This window comes from Deltaproteobacteria bacterium (assembly GCA_023382265.1).
In the GTDB taxonomy this organism is placed as follows: Bacteria; JAMCPX01; JAMCPX01; order JAMCPX01; family JAMCPX01; genus JAMCPX01.
The window spans coordinates 1-16,305 of sequence record JAMCPX010000008.1 but is presented as its reverse complement, the minus strand read 5'-3'; the positions used below and the strand labels follow the sequence as shown (position 1 = coordinate 16,305).

The 16,305-nt window shown below is 41.1% G+C and carries 15 protein-coding genes, 1 tRNA gene and 1 pseudogene; 3 read left to right on the top strand and 14 right to left on the bottom strand.

All coding sequences use genetic code 11. From position 1 onward, the window contains the following. Positions 1-4: 4 nt before the first annotated feature. Entirely contained in the window at positions 5-676 is a 672-nt protein-coding gene (locus tag M1381_01435) for a hypothetical protein (protein ID MCL4477750.1), read from the top strand. On the opposite strand, the gene M1381_01430 is transcribed toward M1381_01435, so the two are convergent. From M1381_01430 to M1381_01380, 11 genes are all read right to left on the bottom strand, one after another. Next, complete coding sequence (locus tag M1381_01430) at positions 673-1,545, bottom strand: CPBP family glutamic-type intramembrane protease (protein MCL4477749.1); 873 nt, start codon at positions 1,543-1,545, stop codon at positions 673-675. The genes M1381_01435 and M1381_01430 overlap by 4 nt on opposite strands. A gap of 134 nt (positions 1,546-1,679) precedes the next feature. Further along, complete coding sequence (gene ychF / locus M1381_01425) at positions 1,680-2,789, bottom strand: redox-regulated ATPase YchF (GenBank protein MCL4477748.1); 1,110 nt, start codon at positions 2,787-2,789, stop codon at positions 1,680-1,682. A 1-nt stretch (position 2,790) separates the two neighbouring features. Further along, positions 2,791-3,393 (bottom strand): aminoacyl-tRNA hydrolase, encoded by a 603-nt coding sequence (gene pth, locus M1381_01420; GenBank protein MCL4477747.1) that lies wholly within the window; start codon positions 3,391-3,393, stop codon positions 2,791-2,793. Positions 3,394-3,402: 9 nt separating this feature from the next. Next, positions 3,403-4,116: a 50S ribosomal protein L25 gene (locus M1381_01415; protein ID MCL4477746.1), complete on the bottom strand. Its 714-nt coding sequence runs from the start codon at positions 4,114-4,116 to the stop codon at positions 3,403-3,405. Positions 4,117-4,170: 54 nt separating this feature from the next. Further along, positions 4,171-5,112 carry a ribose-phosphate pyrophosphokinase gene (locus tag M1381_01410; protein MCL4477745.1) on the bottom strand — a complete coding sequence of 314 codons (942 nt, stop codon included), beginning with the start codon at positions 5,110-5,112 and terminating at the stop codon, positions 4,171-4,173. 15 nt (positions 5,113-5,127) lie between these two features. Further along, positions 5,128-5,199 (bottom strand) — tRNA-Gln (locus M1381_01405). 16 nt (positions 5,200-5,215) lie between these two features. Beyond that, the gene (spoVG, locus tag M1381_01400; GenBank protein ID MCL4477744.1) at positions 5,216-5,503 is read right to left on the bottom strand and encodes a septation regulator SpoVG; all 288 of its coding nucleotides are present in this window, start codon (positions 5,501-5,503) and stop codon (positions 5,216-5,218) included. Between the two features lie 18 nt (positions 5,504-5,521). Continuing rightward, the gene (ispE, locus tag M1381_01395) at positions 5,522-6,364 is read right to left on the bottom strand and encodes a 4-(cytidine 5'-diphospho)-2-C-methyl-D-erythritol kinase (GenBank protein MCL4477743.1); all 843 of its coding nucleotides are present in this window, start codon (positions 6,362-6,364) and stop codon (positions 5,522-5,524) included. Positions 6,365-6,378: 14 nt separating this feature from the next. Then, positions 6,379-6,753, bottom strand: coding sequence for a polymer-forming cytoskeletal protein (locus tag M1381_01390; protein MCL4477742.1), 375 nt, complete (start codon positions 6,751-6,753; stop codon positions 6,379-6,381). 8 nt (positions 6,754-6,761) lie between these two features. Further along, complete coding sequence (locus M1381_01385; GenBank protein ID MCL4477741.1) at positions 6,762-7,616, bottom strand: ParB/RepB/Spo0J family partition protein; 855 nt, start codon at positions 7,614-7,616, stop codon at positions 6,762-6,764. 1 nt (position 7,617) lies between these two features. Beyond that, the gene (locus tag M1381_01380) at positions 7,618-8,400 is read right to left on the bottom strand and encodes an AAA family ATPase (protein ID MCL4477740.1); all 783 of its coding nucleotides are present in this window, start codon (positions 8,398-8,400) and stop codon (positions 7,618-7,620) included. 159 nt (positions 8,401-8,559) lie between these two features. Here M1381_01380 and M1381_01375 point away from each other — a divergent pair. Next, positions 8,560-8,676: pseudogene (locus M1381_01375) on the top strand (four helix bundle suffix domain-containing protein). After that, on the top strand, positions 8,673-8,819 hold the full coding sequence (locus tag M1381_01370; GenBank protein MCL4477739.1) for a hypothetical protein: 147 nt from the start codon (positions 8,673-8,675) through the stop codon (positions 8,817-8,819). Before M1381_01375 ends, M1381_01370 begins: the two are co-directional and overlap by 4 nt. 133 nt (positions 8,820-8,952) lie before the next feature. Here M1381_01370 and M1381_01365 read toward each other — a convergent pair whose 3' ends face one another. From M1381_01365 to M1381_01355, 3 genes are read right to left on the bottom strand one after another with little or no spacing between them, the layout of a single operon-like run. Next, a complete protein-coding gene (locus M1381_01365) occupies positions 8,953-10,281 on the bottom strand; it encodes a glycosyltransferase family 39 protein (protein ID MCL4477738.1) in 1,329 nt (442 codons plus the stop codon). Beyond that, positions 10,282-14,022, bottom strand: coding sequence for a S8 family serine peptidase (locus M1381_01360; protein MCL4477737.1), 3,741 nt, complete (start codon positions 14,020-14,022; stop codon positions 10,282-10,284). A gap of 22 nt (positions 14,023-14,044) precedes the next feature. After that, positions 14,045-16,069 carry an NAD(P)/FAD-dependent oxidoreductase gene (locus tag M1381_01355; GenBank protein ID MCL4477736.1) on the bottom strand — a complete coding sequence of 675 codons (2,025 nt, stop codon included), beginning with the start codon at positions 16,067-16,069 and terminating at the stop codon, positions 14,045-14,047. Positions 16,070-16,305: the final 236 nt, after the last annotated feature.

Below are 16,305 nucleotides of genomic sequence, written 5' to 3'. Positions count from 1 at the left end.
GGTTATGATTGTCAAAAAAAGTAAATTACTGCTGCTCAGTATTATTATGTCCCTCAGCCCTTCGATTTCGTACGCGAGGATATATAGTATAGCAGGATACGATCTTAATATTGATTCTCAAAAACATACGTTCAACACGGTATTTGCAGGCATGTTTTGGAATCCGTTAGAAAGGTTAAGCCTGCTTGGTAATCTATCATATTATTCAGATAGTTTAGGAGATCGGGTTGGTTCAATTGGTTTGCAATTTTACATACCTGTATCAAATCCGTTTATATTGCAGCTTTCAATAAACGGCTCTTCAGGGCTTAACAATAGTTATAATGCAGGCATTGGGAGCATTGGGGGTATAGTTTATATATCAAGATTAATCTCGTTTAATACAAGGTTTTATTATTATAGCGATAATTATGCGTACGATTTTTTCAAACTGTATGACTCTTTATATTTTACACTGCTTAATAAGCTTGGCATTGAGGCAGGAGCCATGTACTATTTTACATCCATGCCGAATAATTATCCCGTTCTGTTTGCAGAGATTGATTGTAGGTTATGGAAGTTGATTTTATACTCAAGATTTACTTACTATCCCTTCCCTTTACAATTAGCAACATCAAACTATCAGGATATAAACACACTTAACAATATATCAGCAGGTATTTTTATAAGGTATTAACCCGGAAAATGCGATATTGAAAACCGTTTCACCACGAGTATCCCGAGCAAGAAAAAGATAACGATCCCCACGATCCCTGTAATCCCTCCGATTAGAGGATTGACTTTAGGGAATAACAGGAGCCATACACCGTACACCTGACTGTTTATAAGTCCATGAATCCATGACGCAAGTACAGAACTGCGATGTTTGAGCCTCATCTCGTTGAGATATATGCCCAGTGAAGTAGTTAAAAGAATCATCATCAGGATTCCAAGAACCGGGTGTCCCGGATAATCAAGCCCCATAAAAATCATGGGTGCATTCCATAGTCCCCAGATGATCCCGATGATGATGTAAGCCTTCTTTTTTCCCAGGGGCATGAGTTTTGGCAGGAGATATCCGCGCCACCCGAGCTCCTCACCAAAAGCAAACAGGCTGAAGATGAATGGAGAAATAAATATCGTAAACAGGAAAAGTACCGGCAGGATAAATTTGGGCGGAGGGATATTTAAGGTACCATGATTGATATTGATGCTCAGATGCCAGAAATGTGTAAGCTGCCAGTCAGGGTGTCCGATGCCCAGAAACCACGTTACGAGGTATATAAGGATGAAACATGCCGGGATCAAAAACATTGAGTAAATGTACGTGGAAAGTCTGCCGATCCTGATATCCATACTGCTGAGTCCTTCTCCGGTGGCAAAGGCGGATATCGCGGGAATCCAGGTGATAACCGCCAGCATGAACATGCCGGATAACGAATGTAAAACGGTAAACCCGTGTTCTATAGTCATGCTGAAGCCTTTCAGGATCATTATCAGCTCTATCACGTATGTGCTCACGAAACAAATTGTGATAAAGATAAAAACCCCAAATTTTTTATGCATAGTCTCCTCCTTTAAAAAATAATGCATACTGCATGCACATAAACTTACATAGGGCAAAATGCGTATTTTATTGCAGAGGTGATTCGTGGAATCGCCCCTGCATGTCTGCTTTATAATCTACATTCTCTGAACTATTATTTGGAAATGTTAAACCTGAAGTGAGATATATCACCTTCCTGCATGATGTAATCTTTGCCTTCTATTCTCAAAAGCCCAAGTTCTCTTGCCTTTACATCTGAGCCTGCTCTAACATAATCATCATAAGAAATAATCTCTGCTTTTATAAAGCCTCTTTCAAAGTCCGAATGTATTTTACCCGCTGCCTGTGGCGCTTTTGTTCCATTTACAATAGTCCAAGCGCGGGCTTCTTTTGGTCCTGATGTGAAAAAGGTTAAAAGGTTTAATAGTCTGTATCCATTCTCTATCATAACATCAAGCCCCGATCTCTCTATTCCAATCGCCTTTAAATAATCTATACGCTCTGCAGAGGTTAGTTCTGCAAGCTCTGTTTCGAGTTTTCCTGATATAACGATTATCCCAGCATCTTCTTTTTTTGCCTCTGCTTCAACCAGTTTTATATAATCAGCCTCTTTCCCATTGCCTGAAAGTCCATCCTCTCCAACATTTGCAATGTACATTGAGGGCTTTGCAGTTAGCAGCGTTATTTCCGACAGAATCTTTGTTTCCTCAGGATCCATGTTGAGCGTTATGGCTTTTTTTCCTTCTGCAAGATGGCTGGAAAGCCTTTGAAAAAAATCTGCCTGTTCTTTTAATTTTCTGTCGCCGCTCTTGGCTGATTTGGACGCTTTATCAAGTCTTTTCTCTACAGCTTCAAGATCAGCAAGGAGAAGTTCCGTATTTATGATATCAATATCCCGGACAGGATCCACACTGCCTTCTACATGAATGATATCCTTATTTACAAAGCATCTGACAACATACGCAATTGCATCAGCCTCACGGATGTGGCTTAAAAATTTGTTACCGAGCCCCTCACCTTTTGAAGCACCTTTTACAAGTCCTGCAATATCAATAAATTTTAGCGTGGTGGGAACCTTTTTCTCCGAGTGATCTATATTTGCGAGAACCTCAAGCCTTTTGTCCGGAACATCGACTATACCTATATTAGGTTCGATGGTTGTAAAAGGATAGTTCTCCGCAGAAACTCTTGTTGAAGTTAATGCATTAAAAATGGTTGATTTCCCAACATTCGGAAGTCCTATTAGACCGCAGCTAAAACCCATACTAAGCCCTTATGTTATTTATAAATTCTATTGCTTTTTGCCTATCTCCTTTAATGAACATAATCAATCCTTGAGATATTTGTTCAAAAAGCACATCAAGTTTTTCCATTTCCCGGTCTGAAAAGGCATCAAGCACATAATCAGAAGGATCATCATTATTATCCGGTTTACCTATGCCTATTCTTATTCTATAAAAGCCGTCCTGTCCAATGTTATTTACGATGGATTGGATCCCTTTATGCCCGGCACTGCCTTTTTTGTATTGTAGTTTTACCCTTCCCTTATCGATATCCATATCATCGTGAATTATTATAACATCCTCATACTTTATTTTGTATGCCGATATGGAAGCTTTGATAGATATGCCGCTCTGATTCATATAGGTTAAAGGTTTCATAATAAGCAAACTGTTTCCCTCAACCTCACCATAACCCGTAAAAGCATTGAATTCTTTTTTTTTGATCTTTATGCCGGAATTTTTCGCAAAAAAGGATACGAATAAAAAACCAACATTATGTCTTGTATGTTCATACCTTTTTTCAGGGTTACCAAGCCCTGCTACAAGAAAAGCCGGCTTATGTATTTTTTTAAAATGTTTAAACAAAAGTGCCTATTACTTCTTTTCTTTTTCCTGCCTTGCCTTATGCTCTTCCGGAGCCGTCTTTTCAGGTTCTGCACCTTCCTTGGCTTCTTTGCCTTTCTTTATCACCTCCGGCTCTGCGGCGGTTGGCGCAACCTCTGCTGTGACGGTGGCAACCACTTCTTCTTTAGCAGGAACAAGTACGTGTACAACAGGCATATCGGCGTTGTCTATAAACTCTAAACCCTCTATCGGTGTAAGGTTTCTGACATGCAGTGTATGACCTATTGCAAGCTCTGTTACATCAATCTCTATATGCTTTGGTATTGCTGTGGGAAGGCATTTCACAGTTAGTGCTCTTGCGAGTATCTGTAATATACCGCCGAGTTCCACACCCTTTGACCTGCCGGAAACCATAACAGGTACGTTGATCTTTATAGGCTTATCCTTTGCTATCTCGTAAAAATCTATATGCAAAGGCTCATAAGTTACTACATGCTTCTGGACATCTTTAATAAGAGCAATTTTTTGTACAACCTGCGAATCCGTTTTGATATTGATTTTCACAAGCTCATTTGTTCCAAGTTTTAGCATGGATTTTACAGACGCCAGAGGTACCGTTATGTGCATAGTCTGTTTGCCGGCACTGTATAAAATGCCGGGGATATTATTTTGCTTCCTTATAGCCTTGACAGGTTTTTTGCCCAACCCTGTTCTTAACTCTGCTTCAATTGTAAACTCTTCCATTTTTTCTCCTCGCATGAACCTTTATTATAAATAGGTTTTAAACATATTTTTCTTCTAAATAAAAAGAGAACTTACCGATGTCTCCTCATGTATACGTTGTATAGCTTCTGCCAGCAGATGCGCTATCTCGATTACGATAATTTTTTTGCATTGTAAAGTACGCTCTGCGGGCTTTATGGTATCCGTCACGATCAGCTCTGTTATAAATGACTTATCTATCCTTTCAACCGCATTTCCAGATAGTACGGCATGCGTTGTACAGCCATAAACTTGTGAAGCACCCTGTTTTAACAGTGCCTCTGCAGCCTGTGTTATCGTACCTGCCGTATCTACCATATCATCTACGATTAGTGCCGACTTACCTTTCACATCACCTACAATGTTCATTACCTCTGATACGTTCGGGCTTGGCCTTCTTTTGTCTATTATAGCTATAGTTGCATCCAATCTCTTTGCAAATGCCCTTGCCCTTTCTACGCCGCCCGCGTCAGGCGACACAACAACTATATTATCTTTAATATTTGATTTAATATATTCAAGTAAAACGGGCAGAGCATAGAGGTTATCAACCGGTATATTAAAAAATCCCTGTATTTGACCGGCGTGCAGATCTACTGTCAATATCCTTTGTGTACCGGCCGTAGTAAGAAGATCTGCTACAAGCTTTGCAGAAATGGGCGTTCTCGGGCTGACTTTCCGATCCTGCCTCGCGTATCCATAGTATGGAATAACAGCGGTTATCCTTTGGGCTGATGCCCTTTTTAGGGCATCTATCATAATAAGTAATTCCATAATGTTATGATTACCAGGCATTGACAGTGATTGAACCACAAAGACATCCATCCCTCTTACATTTTCATTGATGTCGACTCTGCTCTCTCCATCACTGAAAGTTGTAACCATCGCCTTCCCCGGTTTCGTGGAAAGGTGGCTGCATATATTTTCCGCAAGTTTAATATTGGAATTACCGCTAAATATTTTTAATGTTCTGTCCATATCAATTGTTTTTATCTGGGGCGGGAGGATTCGAACCTCCGAATGGCAGATCCAAAGTCTGCTGACTTACCACTTGTCTACACCCCAAGGGAAAATGTATAGTTTATGCCTGTTCTATTGCAGGTACACTGTTATCTTTATCAACTTCTTTTTTGTACGCACCTATTACAAGATCCTCTATTTTTTGCCTTGTTTCATTGTTAAGTGGATGTGCAGTATCTTTATATCTGCCGTCTTTCATCTTCTTGCTCGGCATTGCTACAAATAATCCATTGTTTCCATTGATTATACGCAGGTCCCTTACTACAAAGCAATTATCCAAAATTATTGTAGCAAAAGCCTTTAACCTTTCCTCATTCACCGGGAATACTTTTACCTCTGTAATTTCCATACCCACTACCTCCTTATGTTATATACTTGTTAATTTATAAACAGTTGTAAACTCTTTAGAAATTTTAAGGTATGCATTCTCTGCAGCTTTTTTTTCAAAAAAAAGCCCAAATACTGCTGAGCCGCTACCTGTCATCATTGCACCGTCTGCTCCATAAAATAAAATCCTTTCCTTTATCAGCTTAATCTGTGGATTGTATTCCTCAGCTACAATTTCAAGGTCGTTATGAAGGCACATTGCTATCTCTTTATTTGTATACACATTATGATAACACTTATGCTTTACATCATGGTTTGTCAATAAATTTATATGTGAATAAGCCCATTGCGTGGATATCCCAAAGTCCGGTTTGATAACAATGAAGTATATAAGATCCTTAATTTGAACTTTATCGATTTGGCCGCCTTTACCCGTTGCAATAGCCGGCCCATCAACCATAAAGAATGGAACATCGGAACCTATATGTTTTGCAATCTCGAAAAGCTCTTTTTCAGAATAAGCATGCATGATCTCATTTAAGGTTTTAAGCACTGCCGATGCATCACTGCTGCCTCCGCCCATACCTGCTTCAACCGGGATGTTTTTTTCTATATATATATTAACCTGTTTTTTTTCAATGGGTTTGTTACGAAAAAAACATTCTATAGCTTTATAGACGGTATTTCTGCTGTCTTTGGGTAGACCGGGCATGTTTGTTTCAATAGAAACGGAATCGCCTTTTAAAACGGAAAGCGTGAGCTTATCAAACAATGAAACTTTTAGCATCAGTGTAAAAATTTCATGATAACCGTCCGGCATGTTACCCAGAACGTAAAGAAATAGATTTACCTTTGCAGGGGCAAAAATGATCTTATGATTCATCAATAGGATGGCTGTTACTGTGCAAGCGGTGCCGTATTGTTTTTACCCATTGTAGAACTGCCGTTAAACGAAGCACCTTCTTCTATCACAAGCGATGGAGTTGAGATATTGCCCGTGAACCTTCCTTTGCTTCTTACCTCTATCTTATCGGACGCCGTTATATTACCTTTGATTTCACCGCTCAGTATTATGGAAACTGCCTCAATGTCGGCTTCAATCATTGCTGTTTCTCCTACAATGAGCTTACCTTTTGCATTTATGTTTCCTTTAAAATTACCATCTATTCTAACAATGCCGTCAAATACCAGCTTACCTTCAAAAGCACTTTCCTTGCCTATTATTGTGTGAATCTCTTCCTGCTTTATATTGGTTTCTTTTTTATCAAACATATTGCCTCCTATTTGTTTCGTATAATATTCAGTATTCTATCCAGATCGTCAAGTGAGTTGTAATGAATTTCAAGCCTGCCTTTTTTATTTGAGAAATGAAGTTTTATCTTTGTAGTAAAAAGCCTTCTTAATTCATCTTCAATTGCATCTATCTGAATTTTAACCTCGCTTGATTGTTCATCATGGCTGTGTTTTACCTTCTTCAGTTTTGCATAGCTCTCTGCAGCCCTTACTGTTAGTTTCTCACCGATAATCTTTTTGAATAACTTTATTTGTTCGTCAATGTTTTCAATGGACAGTATTGCCCTTGCATGCCCTGGTGATATACTCCCGTTTTTTAATGCAGTTTGAACATCGCCGGGTAACCTCAGCAATCGTATGGAATTCGCTATAGTTGCCCTGTCTTTACCAACCTTTTTCGCAACATCCACCTGACTTAAACCGAAATCATCTACGAGTCTTCTAAAACCATCTGCCTCATCAATAGGGTTTATGTCCTCCCTTTGTAGATTTTCGATTAGCGAAAAGAGTAATTGCCCCTTGCCGTCAACATCTTTTACAATAACCGGGACCTCTTTTAATCCCGCCCTTTTGGCCGCCCTTAATCTTCGCTCGCCTGCGATAAGCTGATAATCTGTACCGTGAGGCTTTACAACGAGAGGCTGTAGTATGCCGTTCTCTTTTATGGATTGTGCAAGCTCTTCTATGGTGTTGTCATAAAATGTCCTTCTTGGTTGATGCTCATTTACGTTAATCTTTGATACCGGACATAAAAAATATCCCTCTTTTGTTATAAGTTCTTTCGTCCTTGACGGTATTAATGCAGACAGCCCTTTACCGAGGGCCCTGTGTTTGCTTGCCATATTACACCTTTAAACCTTTACTGTTATGTTTTTGAAGCAGCTCTTTTGCCATATCGATATAACTTTTTGCGCCCTTTGATGTGATATCGTAAAGTATAATAGGCTTGCCGAAACTCGGGGCTTCACTGAGCCTTACACTTCTTGGTATTATTGTTTTAAATCTTAAAGAAGCAAAGTGTTCATCAATCTCATCCTTTACCTGATAGGACAGATTATTCCTTGGATCAAACATAGTCAACAAAATACCTTCTATTTTTAAAGTATTGTTTATGTTCTCTGTAATAAGCTCTACCGTGTTCATAAGCTGACCAAGCCCTTCCATTGCATAGTACTCGCATTGAAGCGGTATGATAATGCTGTCAGAAGCAGTCAAAGCATTGATCGTCAGCAGTCCGAGTGAAGGCGGGCAGTCTATTATGACATAATCATATTCATCGCTTAAATCTTTAATGGCATTTTTGAGCCTCGTTTCACGTGAGATTATGTTTATAAGCTCAAGCTCTGCACCAATAAGATTTTGATTGGACGGTGCGATGTAAAGATATTCAAGCTCTGTTTTTTTTATGATATTTTTTAATTTGTCTTTACCTATGATCACATCGTATATGGTCTTATCAAGACCTGCTTTATCAATGCTTAGCCCGCTTGTCGCATTTGCCTGCGGATCAAAATCTATAAGGAGGACCTTCTTTTCTGCAGCAGCAATACTTGCAGATAAGTTTACCGCCGTTGTAGTTTTTCCTACACCGCCCTTTTGATTTGCAATAGAGATTATTTTGCCCATTTATATTATGTTTAAACAGAACATGCCGAATATGTCAATTTTAGTGAGGGTGTAAGCATTATCAACCCAATAATGCAGTATCTTTTCAAATGCTTATTTGGGTTGATCAGAAAATACGACATTGAGTATATCATACAATAAGTGTAAAATTGTCAAAAAATGTGCTGTTATTTGCTGGACCGCCAGCTTGACGCCCAGGCGAAAGCCTTTGAGCTGGAAGTCGGATTTACAGAGCGGCTGTATAAAAAGCGCACAGAGGCAAGGAAGTATCAGTGAGTGCGGTTGCTGAATCAACGGTAAAACAGGCTGCTCTGGATTGGTTAAGAGAACTTGGATATGGAATTAAATTTGGGACTGAGATAGCAGCAGGCGCCCTGATATCATACTTTTTCCCAACGGCCTGCGGAAATGCCTTATAGTATGATGACCTTAAAGATTTTATCAAATGCTATAATCCAAAAAGCGTAAGTGGGATAACCATGAACTCCTGCACTTCAGCGTACCAAATCACGTTAAGCTCTGGAAAAGTCTGATGACAGCCTATTTGGGAGATTACTTCAGGGTCTTTTTATAGTGCCTTCTTGAAAAGCTGCCATACATGGATGCTATTGCTACAGAAGCGGTAATAATTTCATAGGGTAGTGTGGTTAGTCTGAATCTTGGCTCTGCCTCGGGGCCTGCGGATAATACAACAAAATATGACATAATCGTAAGCAAGAAAAGGAGTTCTTTATAATATCCTTCACCTGCAAGCACTATAATGCCTATAAACACAAACAGCAGTAAAAGTCCGTTAAACATAATCTGATAGCTTATCATAGCAACTATTAAGGGCGGATCTGCCAGTATCATTTTTAAAGCCTTCGTCATGCTATGCCCCTGCCACATAAAATTGAGTAGCCGCGGCTTTATTCCGGACAGTTTGAACAGCGTGTAACGTTCGGGTGATAGCAACATATTTATGCTGCCCTTAAGCATTACAACAAGATAAGCATAAGGATGATGCAGAATAATCCGCAAAGCATGATCCCTGTAGAACTGATAGGTTTGTGCAAGAGAAAGCCCCTCGGGTACTTCTTTTTCAAGTTGTGACTGTGCATCTTTTAATGATATACCCTGAATCTCGGAAACAACGCCGGCAGCTCTATAGTTATAAAGATTGGTATCCTGAATTGAACAGAAGCCCTTATACCCGTACACCTCATAATTTCTTACAAACCATGGAATTATGAGTGCTATGAATATTATAATAAAAAACCCCATGCTCTTTATCCGTTCACCCAGGGTTAGGTGTTGATTAATTAAATACAGAAATGCAAAAACAAATATTATGTACATATCAATGGCTCTCAAATAGGCAGTTATGACAGCGCACATGGATGAAATTGCAATAAACGTTAGATTGTATGATTTTAACGACCTGATAAAAAAATAGGTACTCATCAGCAGGAACAAGACAAACAGCGTTTCTGCCAATAACATGTTTGAATAGATAATGCTTACAGGTTCAAAGATGGATATGACCGAGGCAATCGCTCCTATGCTCTTGGAAAAGAGCAACCTCGCATTCAAATACAAAAAAATGGGTATAAAACCGGATAAGATAATCTGAAAAAACAATGCAATAGCAGGATTAACACCAAAAAGCCTGTATATTATCGCAAGGTAAACCGGGTATCCCGGAGACCTTCTTAAACCGGGCTCTACCGGTTTTGGTACATAATAACCGTGTAAAGCTATGTTTTGACCAAGTTCGTTATAGTCGTACGAATCAAATTGAAAGAACCTGTTTGTGTGATCAAAAACAAAAAAAAAGGGGACAAGCCTTATTGCTACATAAAACAAAAAAACAAAAAATAAAAAGCCTGTCCCCTTATTCACTTAATGGATTGCCTTTCTCTTTTTCATAACAAGCACAAAAGCAAGCGGCATCAAGGCAATGAGAAACGCCAACATCGCATCTGTCCCTGACGTCTTACTTGTTGTGTTACAAGAGCAGCCCGAACTTGAACTTGAAGCAGGGCCATGCTGTGAAGGCAGGGCGGTCTCATAATTACCCGTATTCCATAGATCATGATGGAACTTGGGCCACTGTACATCATTTGCAGGACCTTTTGTTTTCCACAGATATAGGTTACCTTCCCTGGTTGCCGCTGCAACAGCGAGGTACCCATTGCCCTGTACGTCTCCAACTGCTGCCGATGCAAGCATCCAGCCGCCCGTAAACTTGGGCCAGCCCTGAGGTATATCTCCATTTGCATCCCATGCCCATAACTGATAACCTGCGCTGCCTTCTATAATATCCGGCATACCATTACCCGATATATCGGCAATAATAGGGTCATTAAACATCTGCCAGTCTTCTATAGGCATCGGGAAGTGATCAACATAACCATCATTATCAACACTCCATGCAGCTACAAGATGATCAAACGGTTCGCGTAAGCCTCCGAATGCAGCCATATTAAGGACATTCAGTCCTACCGCACCATAAACTATGTTAATATCGCCTGTACCGAGTAAAGAGCCTACGGACATATTTGATAAAAGTGTTAATTCCCCTGTCTCTTTTGTTATAACATCTGAGGGGAACTTTTTTCCACCGACGTTTTGAAAAACCGTTCCGTCCGGATTAAATATAACAGGGTCGCCGGAGATCACGTTAAAGGCAACTTTCAGCCCAGGTGCTGTTCCATCTTTAAATACAACAGGGGAATCAGGAATACCAACACCTACATACGGTAATATGTCTGATTGAGGACCGTATAGTGCCTGCGGCCAACCGGCTGCAATGGTACCGTCAAGGTTTAAGACATAAGCCCTTCCACCCATATTGTAGAGTTCGTTTGTTCCTACCGCTATCTGAACCTTCCCATTCCCGAGAATGTCCCCGACTGCCGGTGTAGATAATATCCTTGTATACTGTCTATAATGAGAGGGGTCGGGATCATAAACAGCGAAATCCGAGATGAGCGCGCCTGTGCCGTCCCATATATAGATGTGCTGATCCTGTGCCGCAACAATAATATCAAGCCCCTTGCCGCTTAATGGGTACAGTACCGGAGATGCAAATATAGCATGATCCGGTATATCCATTTTTGGATTTGGTTCGCATTTTGGATCAGAGCTTAAGCAGTTTAATGACTGCAAAACATTTGTAGTTAATGTATTGGTATTCGGAGGATTTACAAGATCCGAATAAGCATAGTTTATATGAACAGGGAAGCCGGGCAGCCTGTTGCCGTGATAATCCCAGGCATATACATGTCCATCCATTGTAGCTGCTACAATATCCGTTATGCCGTTGCCGAGCAGATCTCCGACCGCAATGGTTGCCAAAATCGCCGGAGATGCCGGGGTGATTGTACCGCCTGCGTAAGCAGGAGAGTTTAAATGATTTATCGTATTGGCCGGATTGGATGGATTAAACACATCAAGTACATCGGTTGACAGAGGGAAGCCCGGTAACGGATTTCCGTTATCATCAAACCCGTATACCTTTCCATCAGAGCCGCCTACCAAAAGCACATCCTTGCCGGTACCGTAAAGATCAACAAGCACCGGTGAAGATTCCATGGAAGAGCCGATGTATATCGGATAGTTTGGGAAAAGATCCGGATCGTGATGAACAAAAATCTGTCTTCTGTCCTCGCCGTAAAGCCTGTTCTGAGCGTCGCTTGTTGGTAACTCATATACATTTTTATGACTGTTATCGAAAACCCTGACCCTTATTGTAAGTGCGTAGTCATTAGCACCGCCTTCCGTCCATGTTTCTACCTTATTTATCACACCCTTATATATGGAAATACCTGATAAATTTATAGAACACAGCAGCCCGCTCTTTGTGACGGTTAAGCCAGACTGCTGGCATGCTGTAACAAATGTTGCCGGCGTAACACCTATTCCATACTGCACTTCATAATCATAAGAGCTTGCCCATCTCGCGCTTACTGTTCCATATACATTTAATGTTGAGGAAGTAACGGGATCTACAGTCTGGAACCATCTCGGGTATGTAATGTCAACGTCAGGCGGGATTGCTGTGGTCGTAACCGATAATACCGCCTTATAAAGGTTACTTCTCCCGTAGCCAAAGTATTGATCCCATCCGGGCAGAGATTCATAAAGGGTAGGGTCATAGTTTGTTGAGCCCGGTACTGAGTTTGGTATATTAATATCATCTGCTGTTAAAGTGAGTATCTGCTTAATATCATTTGCGGTCAGCTGGATGCCCTCTGTAAAAGCCATGGACTCAAGTATCCCGCTCATGCCCGATGATTTACCGGTTGCCTCGGATGAACACGAGTCGCCTGGAACCGATAAAACAAGGTGTGCCCCATAGTTAGTACAGTTATTGAATGCAAGAAATGTTGTTATTGGCTGGTTCGATGCTGCACCAAGGTTGTTGGTTGCTATGGCATGAACCATGATTGTATGGTTGCCGCTGGCAGGATAATTATGATGCATACTATCCTCATCTGCTGCCGACGCAATAATAGGAACATTATGATCGTAAGCATAATCCATTGCCTCTTGTGCAAAAGCCGGCATATCGATGGTTCCGAGTGCTTCTTGGATTACAGATGCACCGCTGTCCACTGCAAACAATACGCCTTCTGCAAAATGGTTTCCGTCAGCAACAAAGCTGTCTCCTACCCTTACAGGCATAACCTGACATTGCGGGCATACACCTGGGCTGCCTACTTGCGTATCATTGCCCGGTGCTGTTGAATCCTCTGCCTCTCCTGTTCCGTGACCATAACCGTTTAGATCCCATGGATCATTGTTATTATCCCTGAAGTTCCAACCGCATATATCCCTTGCATAGCCATCATGATCCTCATCAACCCCGTCCTGGCCGAAGAGTATAATTAAATCCTCGGGGTCTATAAAATTGTTGCCGTTCTGATCAGTTATTTGTATTTCTTTACCGGTTGGATATAAAGGATCGGTAAACCATGCGTATCCGGCACCACCCTGTGATGCATCGTAATCAGCTATATTGAAAGCGCCGTCCTTATTCCAGTCATAGCATGACCAATTATAATGGCCGTTGTTGGAAACACAGGATGTGAGTGCAGTTAAGGAGGTGGTTGTTGTTCCATTAGCAGTCGTACAGACACATCCGGTTATGAAACCACCATTACTTGGTATAAGAGTAGGATTATAAGGAGGCGGTAATTCCCTATAATTAAGATGAAACTTATCCTGCAGCTCTTTATCATTCCATTTTATGCCGCAATCAAGTACAGCTATAAAAATATGCGGATTACCTGTTGAGTATTGCCATGCCTTATCAGCGCTAAACCCGCTTACGCCGTAAAACTGTTCCGGTGTGTTAAGATTTGATGATGTTGCGAGATATGGCCTGAAACTAAAGTAATTCCAATCCTCATCACCTACACCTGCACTTGAGTTATAATATTTAAATCCCGGTTCTGCCTGTGCATAACTTGGATCCCATGGAAGATAAGGAACCCAGTCAGAGCTGTTAATGTCTTTTGCTGGCGGCACACCTATTGTACCAGGCCATTGCGGGTTTCCTCCCTGAGACCATGCTACTACAGCTATAAAACTTCCCATAACCAGAGCTAACGAAAGTGCTATTAGAAATCTCTTCATATACTTCTCCTCTTTTTAATAACTATATTTTAAGTGCAAGATCAAATCCCTGTCTTATTGCATCAATTGCCTTTCCAACGGAATGTGCATCTCCAATAACATGAATCCTTTTATCTTTCAAATCTGAAAACGGATTATTTGGCCTGGCCCCTGCTGCAAGCACAATCATACCTGCCTCAAATACGGTTTCTTTTCCATCTTTCTCAGCATACACCTTATTAGGTTCTATGCTTGTAACCTTTGTAGAGGTTGCCGTTCTTATCCCTCTCCTTCTCAATTGCTGAAGGATTGTCCATCTCGTGGACCTGCCGATATCTTTTCCTATCTTATCGATCATTTCGATTATGGTTATTTTTCTTGTCGATTTTTTCAGCAGCTCTTTAACAAGCAATGGATCTTCTGCATCGTTCTCAAGAAGGAATCTGGCTGTCCTTGCATCCATGGTCCCTCCCTCCGCTAAAAAAAGTGCAGCATCACATCCAACCGCTCCGCCGCCAAGTATAACAATATCATCATTATCCCTTACCCCGTTAAATCCTTCTGACAGGACCTCCCATGCTGTTTTAACATAACCTTTCTTAAGCCCGTCCTTCAAACCTTTAATATCGGGGACAGCAGGCTGGGCGCCCGTTGCTATAATGATTTCATCCGCCTTTAGCTTTTTGATGTCAGACTTTGTGATAGAATTTCCAAGATGGCTCTCCACATCAGCCTGCTCAAGTTGCCAGGCATAATAATTGAGAGGTCCGGCGAATTCCTCTTTATCGGGTACTGCACTTGCAAGATTAAGCTGACCGCCGATCCACGGCTCTTTATCGTACAGTTTCACCTTATGACCCCTTAAGGCAAGTGTTAAAGAGGCCTCGAGACCGGCAGGCCCTGCACCTATTACAGCAATTTTTTTGTATTTTTTTGCCTTACCGATTTTTATCTCATGCTCTCTTCCTGTTATCGGATTTAACAGGCATGTTACAGGCATGCCGTTAAATACATTGTCAAAGCATCCCTGATTACAGCCTATGCAAAATCTGATATTGTCGAGATGTCCGTTAATTACCTTTTTCGGGAAATCGGGATCAGCTATCAGTGCCCTGCCCATGATAACCATGTCTGCCCATGCATCGTTTATTATCCTGTCCGCGGCTTCAGGATTGTTTATCCTGTTTGATGCAATAACGGGCGCACGAACAGCCTGTTTAACCTTCATTGATAGATAGGAGAAGGCACCTTCAGGGACAGAGAAGGTAAGCTGCGGTACATGCGTCTCGTGCCAGCCTCCAGTTATATTGAACGCATCTGCACCTTCCTTGTCCAGCACCTTTGCGAACTCAACGGTTTCATTGATCGTATTGCTTCCGTGAACAAAATCACTGCCCGATAATCTGAATATAACAGGAAAATCATTTCCTACGGCGTCTCTTACTTTTCTATACACTTCAATGCCAAACCGCATCCTGTTTTCCATAGAACCGCCGTATTCATCCGTCCTTTGATTTGTGAGAGGGGAGAGAAACTGGCAGATGAGGTAGCCCGCAGAGGCAAGGATTTCAATACCGTCGATGCCTGCTTTTTTAGCGCGCAGTGATGCACTCACATAAGCCTGCTGTATCCTCTTGATCTCATCTATCGTTAAAGCCCTCGGTGTTTCCCCTGTTAATCGTGATGCAACTTCAGAGGCTGAAACCGGCGTCTCACCCCCTATCATCCATGAAGTAACATACCTGCCTGCGTGATAGAGCTGCGCAAAAACTTTCGTGTCATACTTGTGCATCTTATCCGTAAATCCCTTTAAACCCGGTATAAAGGTATCTGCATCAAGCCTGATCATAAAAGGTCCCGCACCGATCTTATCGATTGTGCATCCACCGATAACTATCAAACCAACGCCGCCTTTTGCCCTTCTTTCAAAAAAAGCGGTCATTTGGTCCGTGATATAGCCGTCGGGTGTGTAGTTGAGATGCATTGCAGGAAAAACAATCCGGTTTTTTATTTTTGTCTTATTTATTTTTATCGGTGAAAACAAAGAAGCAAAATATTTTTTATTCATCCTTCCTCCGGAAATTATTTTTTTTCTATACACTATTAAATAAATGGTGTCCATCAATTTATTGATACAATCAATGCATTTGAAAAAACAGGAAACGAACAAGTGCGGATTTAAAACCCGTCATCAGACATCATTTTTACCTTATTTTTTAATATGTTACACATCTTTATAACTCAGGTGTGATCGCTTTTGTGATCGCTTCTGGTTCTTTACAACTGTTTAAGACATTTACGGCT

Coding starts and splice junctions, on each gene's coding strand:
- M1381_01435 (MCL4477750.1), top strand. CDS start 5: ATGATTGTCAAAAAAAGTAAATTACTGCTGCTCAGTATTATTATGTCC.
- M1381_01430 (MCL4477749.1), bottom strand. CDS start 1,545: ATGCATAAAAAATTTGGGGTTTTTATCTTTATCACAATTTGTTTCGTG.
- M1381_01355 (MCL4477736.1), bottom strand. CDS start 16,069: ATGAATAAAAAATATTTTGCTTCTTTGTTTTCACCGATAAAAATAAAT.
- M1381_01390 (MCL4477742.1), bottom strand. CDS start 6,753: ATGTTTGATAAAAAAGAAACCAATATAAAGCAGGAAGAGATTCACACA.
- M1381_01410 (MCL4477745.1), bottom strand. CDS start 5,112: ATGGACAGAACATTAAAAATATTTAGCGGTAATTCCAATATTAAACTT.
- M1381_01415 (MCL4477746.1), bottom strand. CDS start 4,116: ATGGAAGAGTTTACAATTGAAGCAGAGTTAAGAACAGGGTTGGGCAAA.
- M1381_01380 (MCL4477740.1), bottom strand. CDS start 8,400: ATGGGCAAAATAATCTCTATTGCAAATCAAAAGGGCGGTGTAGGAAAA.
- ychF (MCL4477748.1), bottom strand. CDS start 2,789: ATGGGTTTTAGCTGCGGTCTAATAGGACTTCCGAATGTTGGGAAATCA.
- M1381_01360 (MCL4477737.1), bottom strand. CDS start 14,022: ATGAAGAGATTTCTAATAGCACTTTCGTTAGCTCTGGTTATGGGAAGT.
- spoVG (MCL4477744.1), bottom strand. CDS start 5,503: ATGGAAATTACAGAGGTAAAAGTATTCCCGGTGAATGAGGAAAGGTTA.
- M1381_01385 (MCL4477741.1), bottom strand. CDS start 7,616: ATGGCAAGCAAACACAGGGCCCTCGGTAAAGGGCTGTCTGCATTAATA.
- ispE (MCL4477743.1), bottom strand. CDS start 6,364: ATGAATCATAAGATCATTTTTGCCCCTGCAAAGGTAAATCTATTTCTT.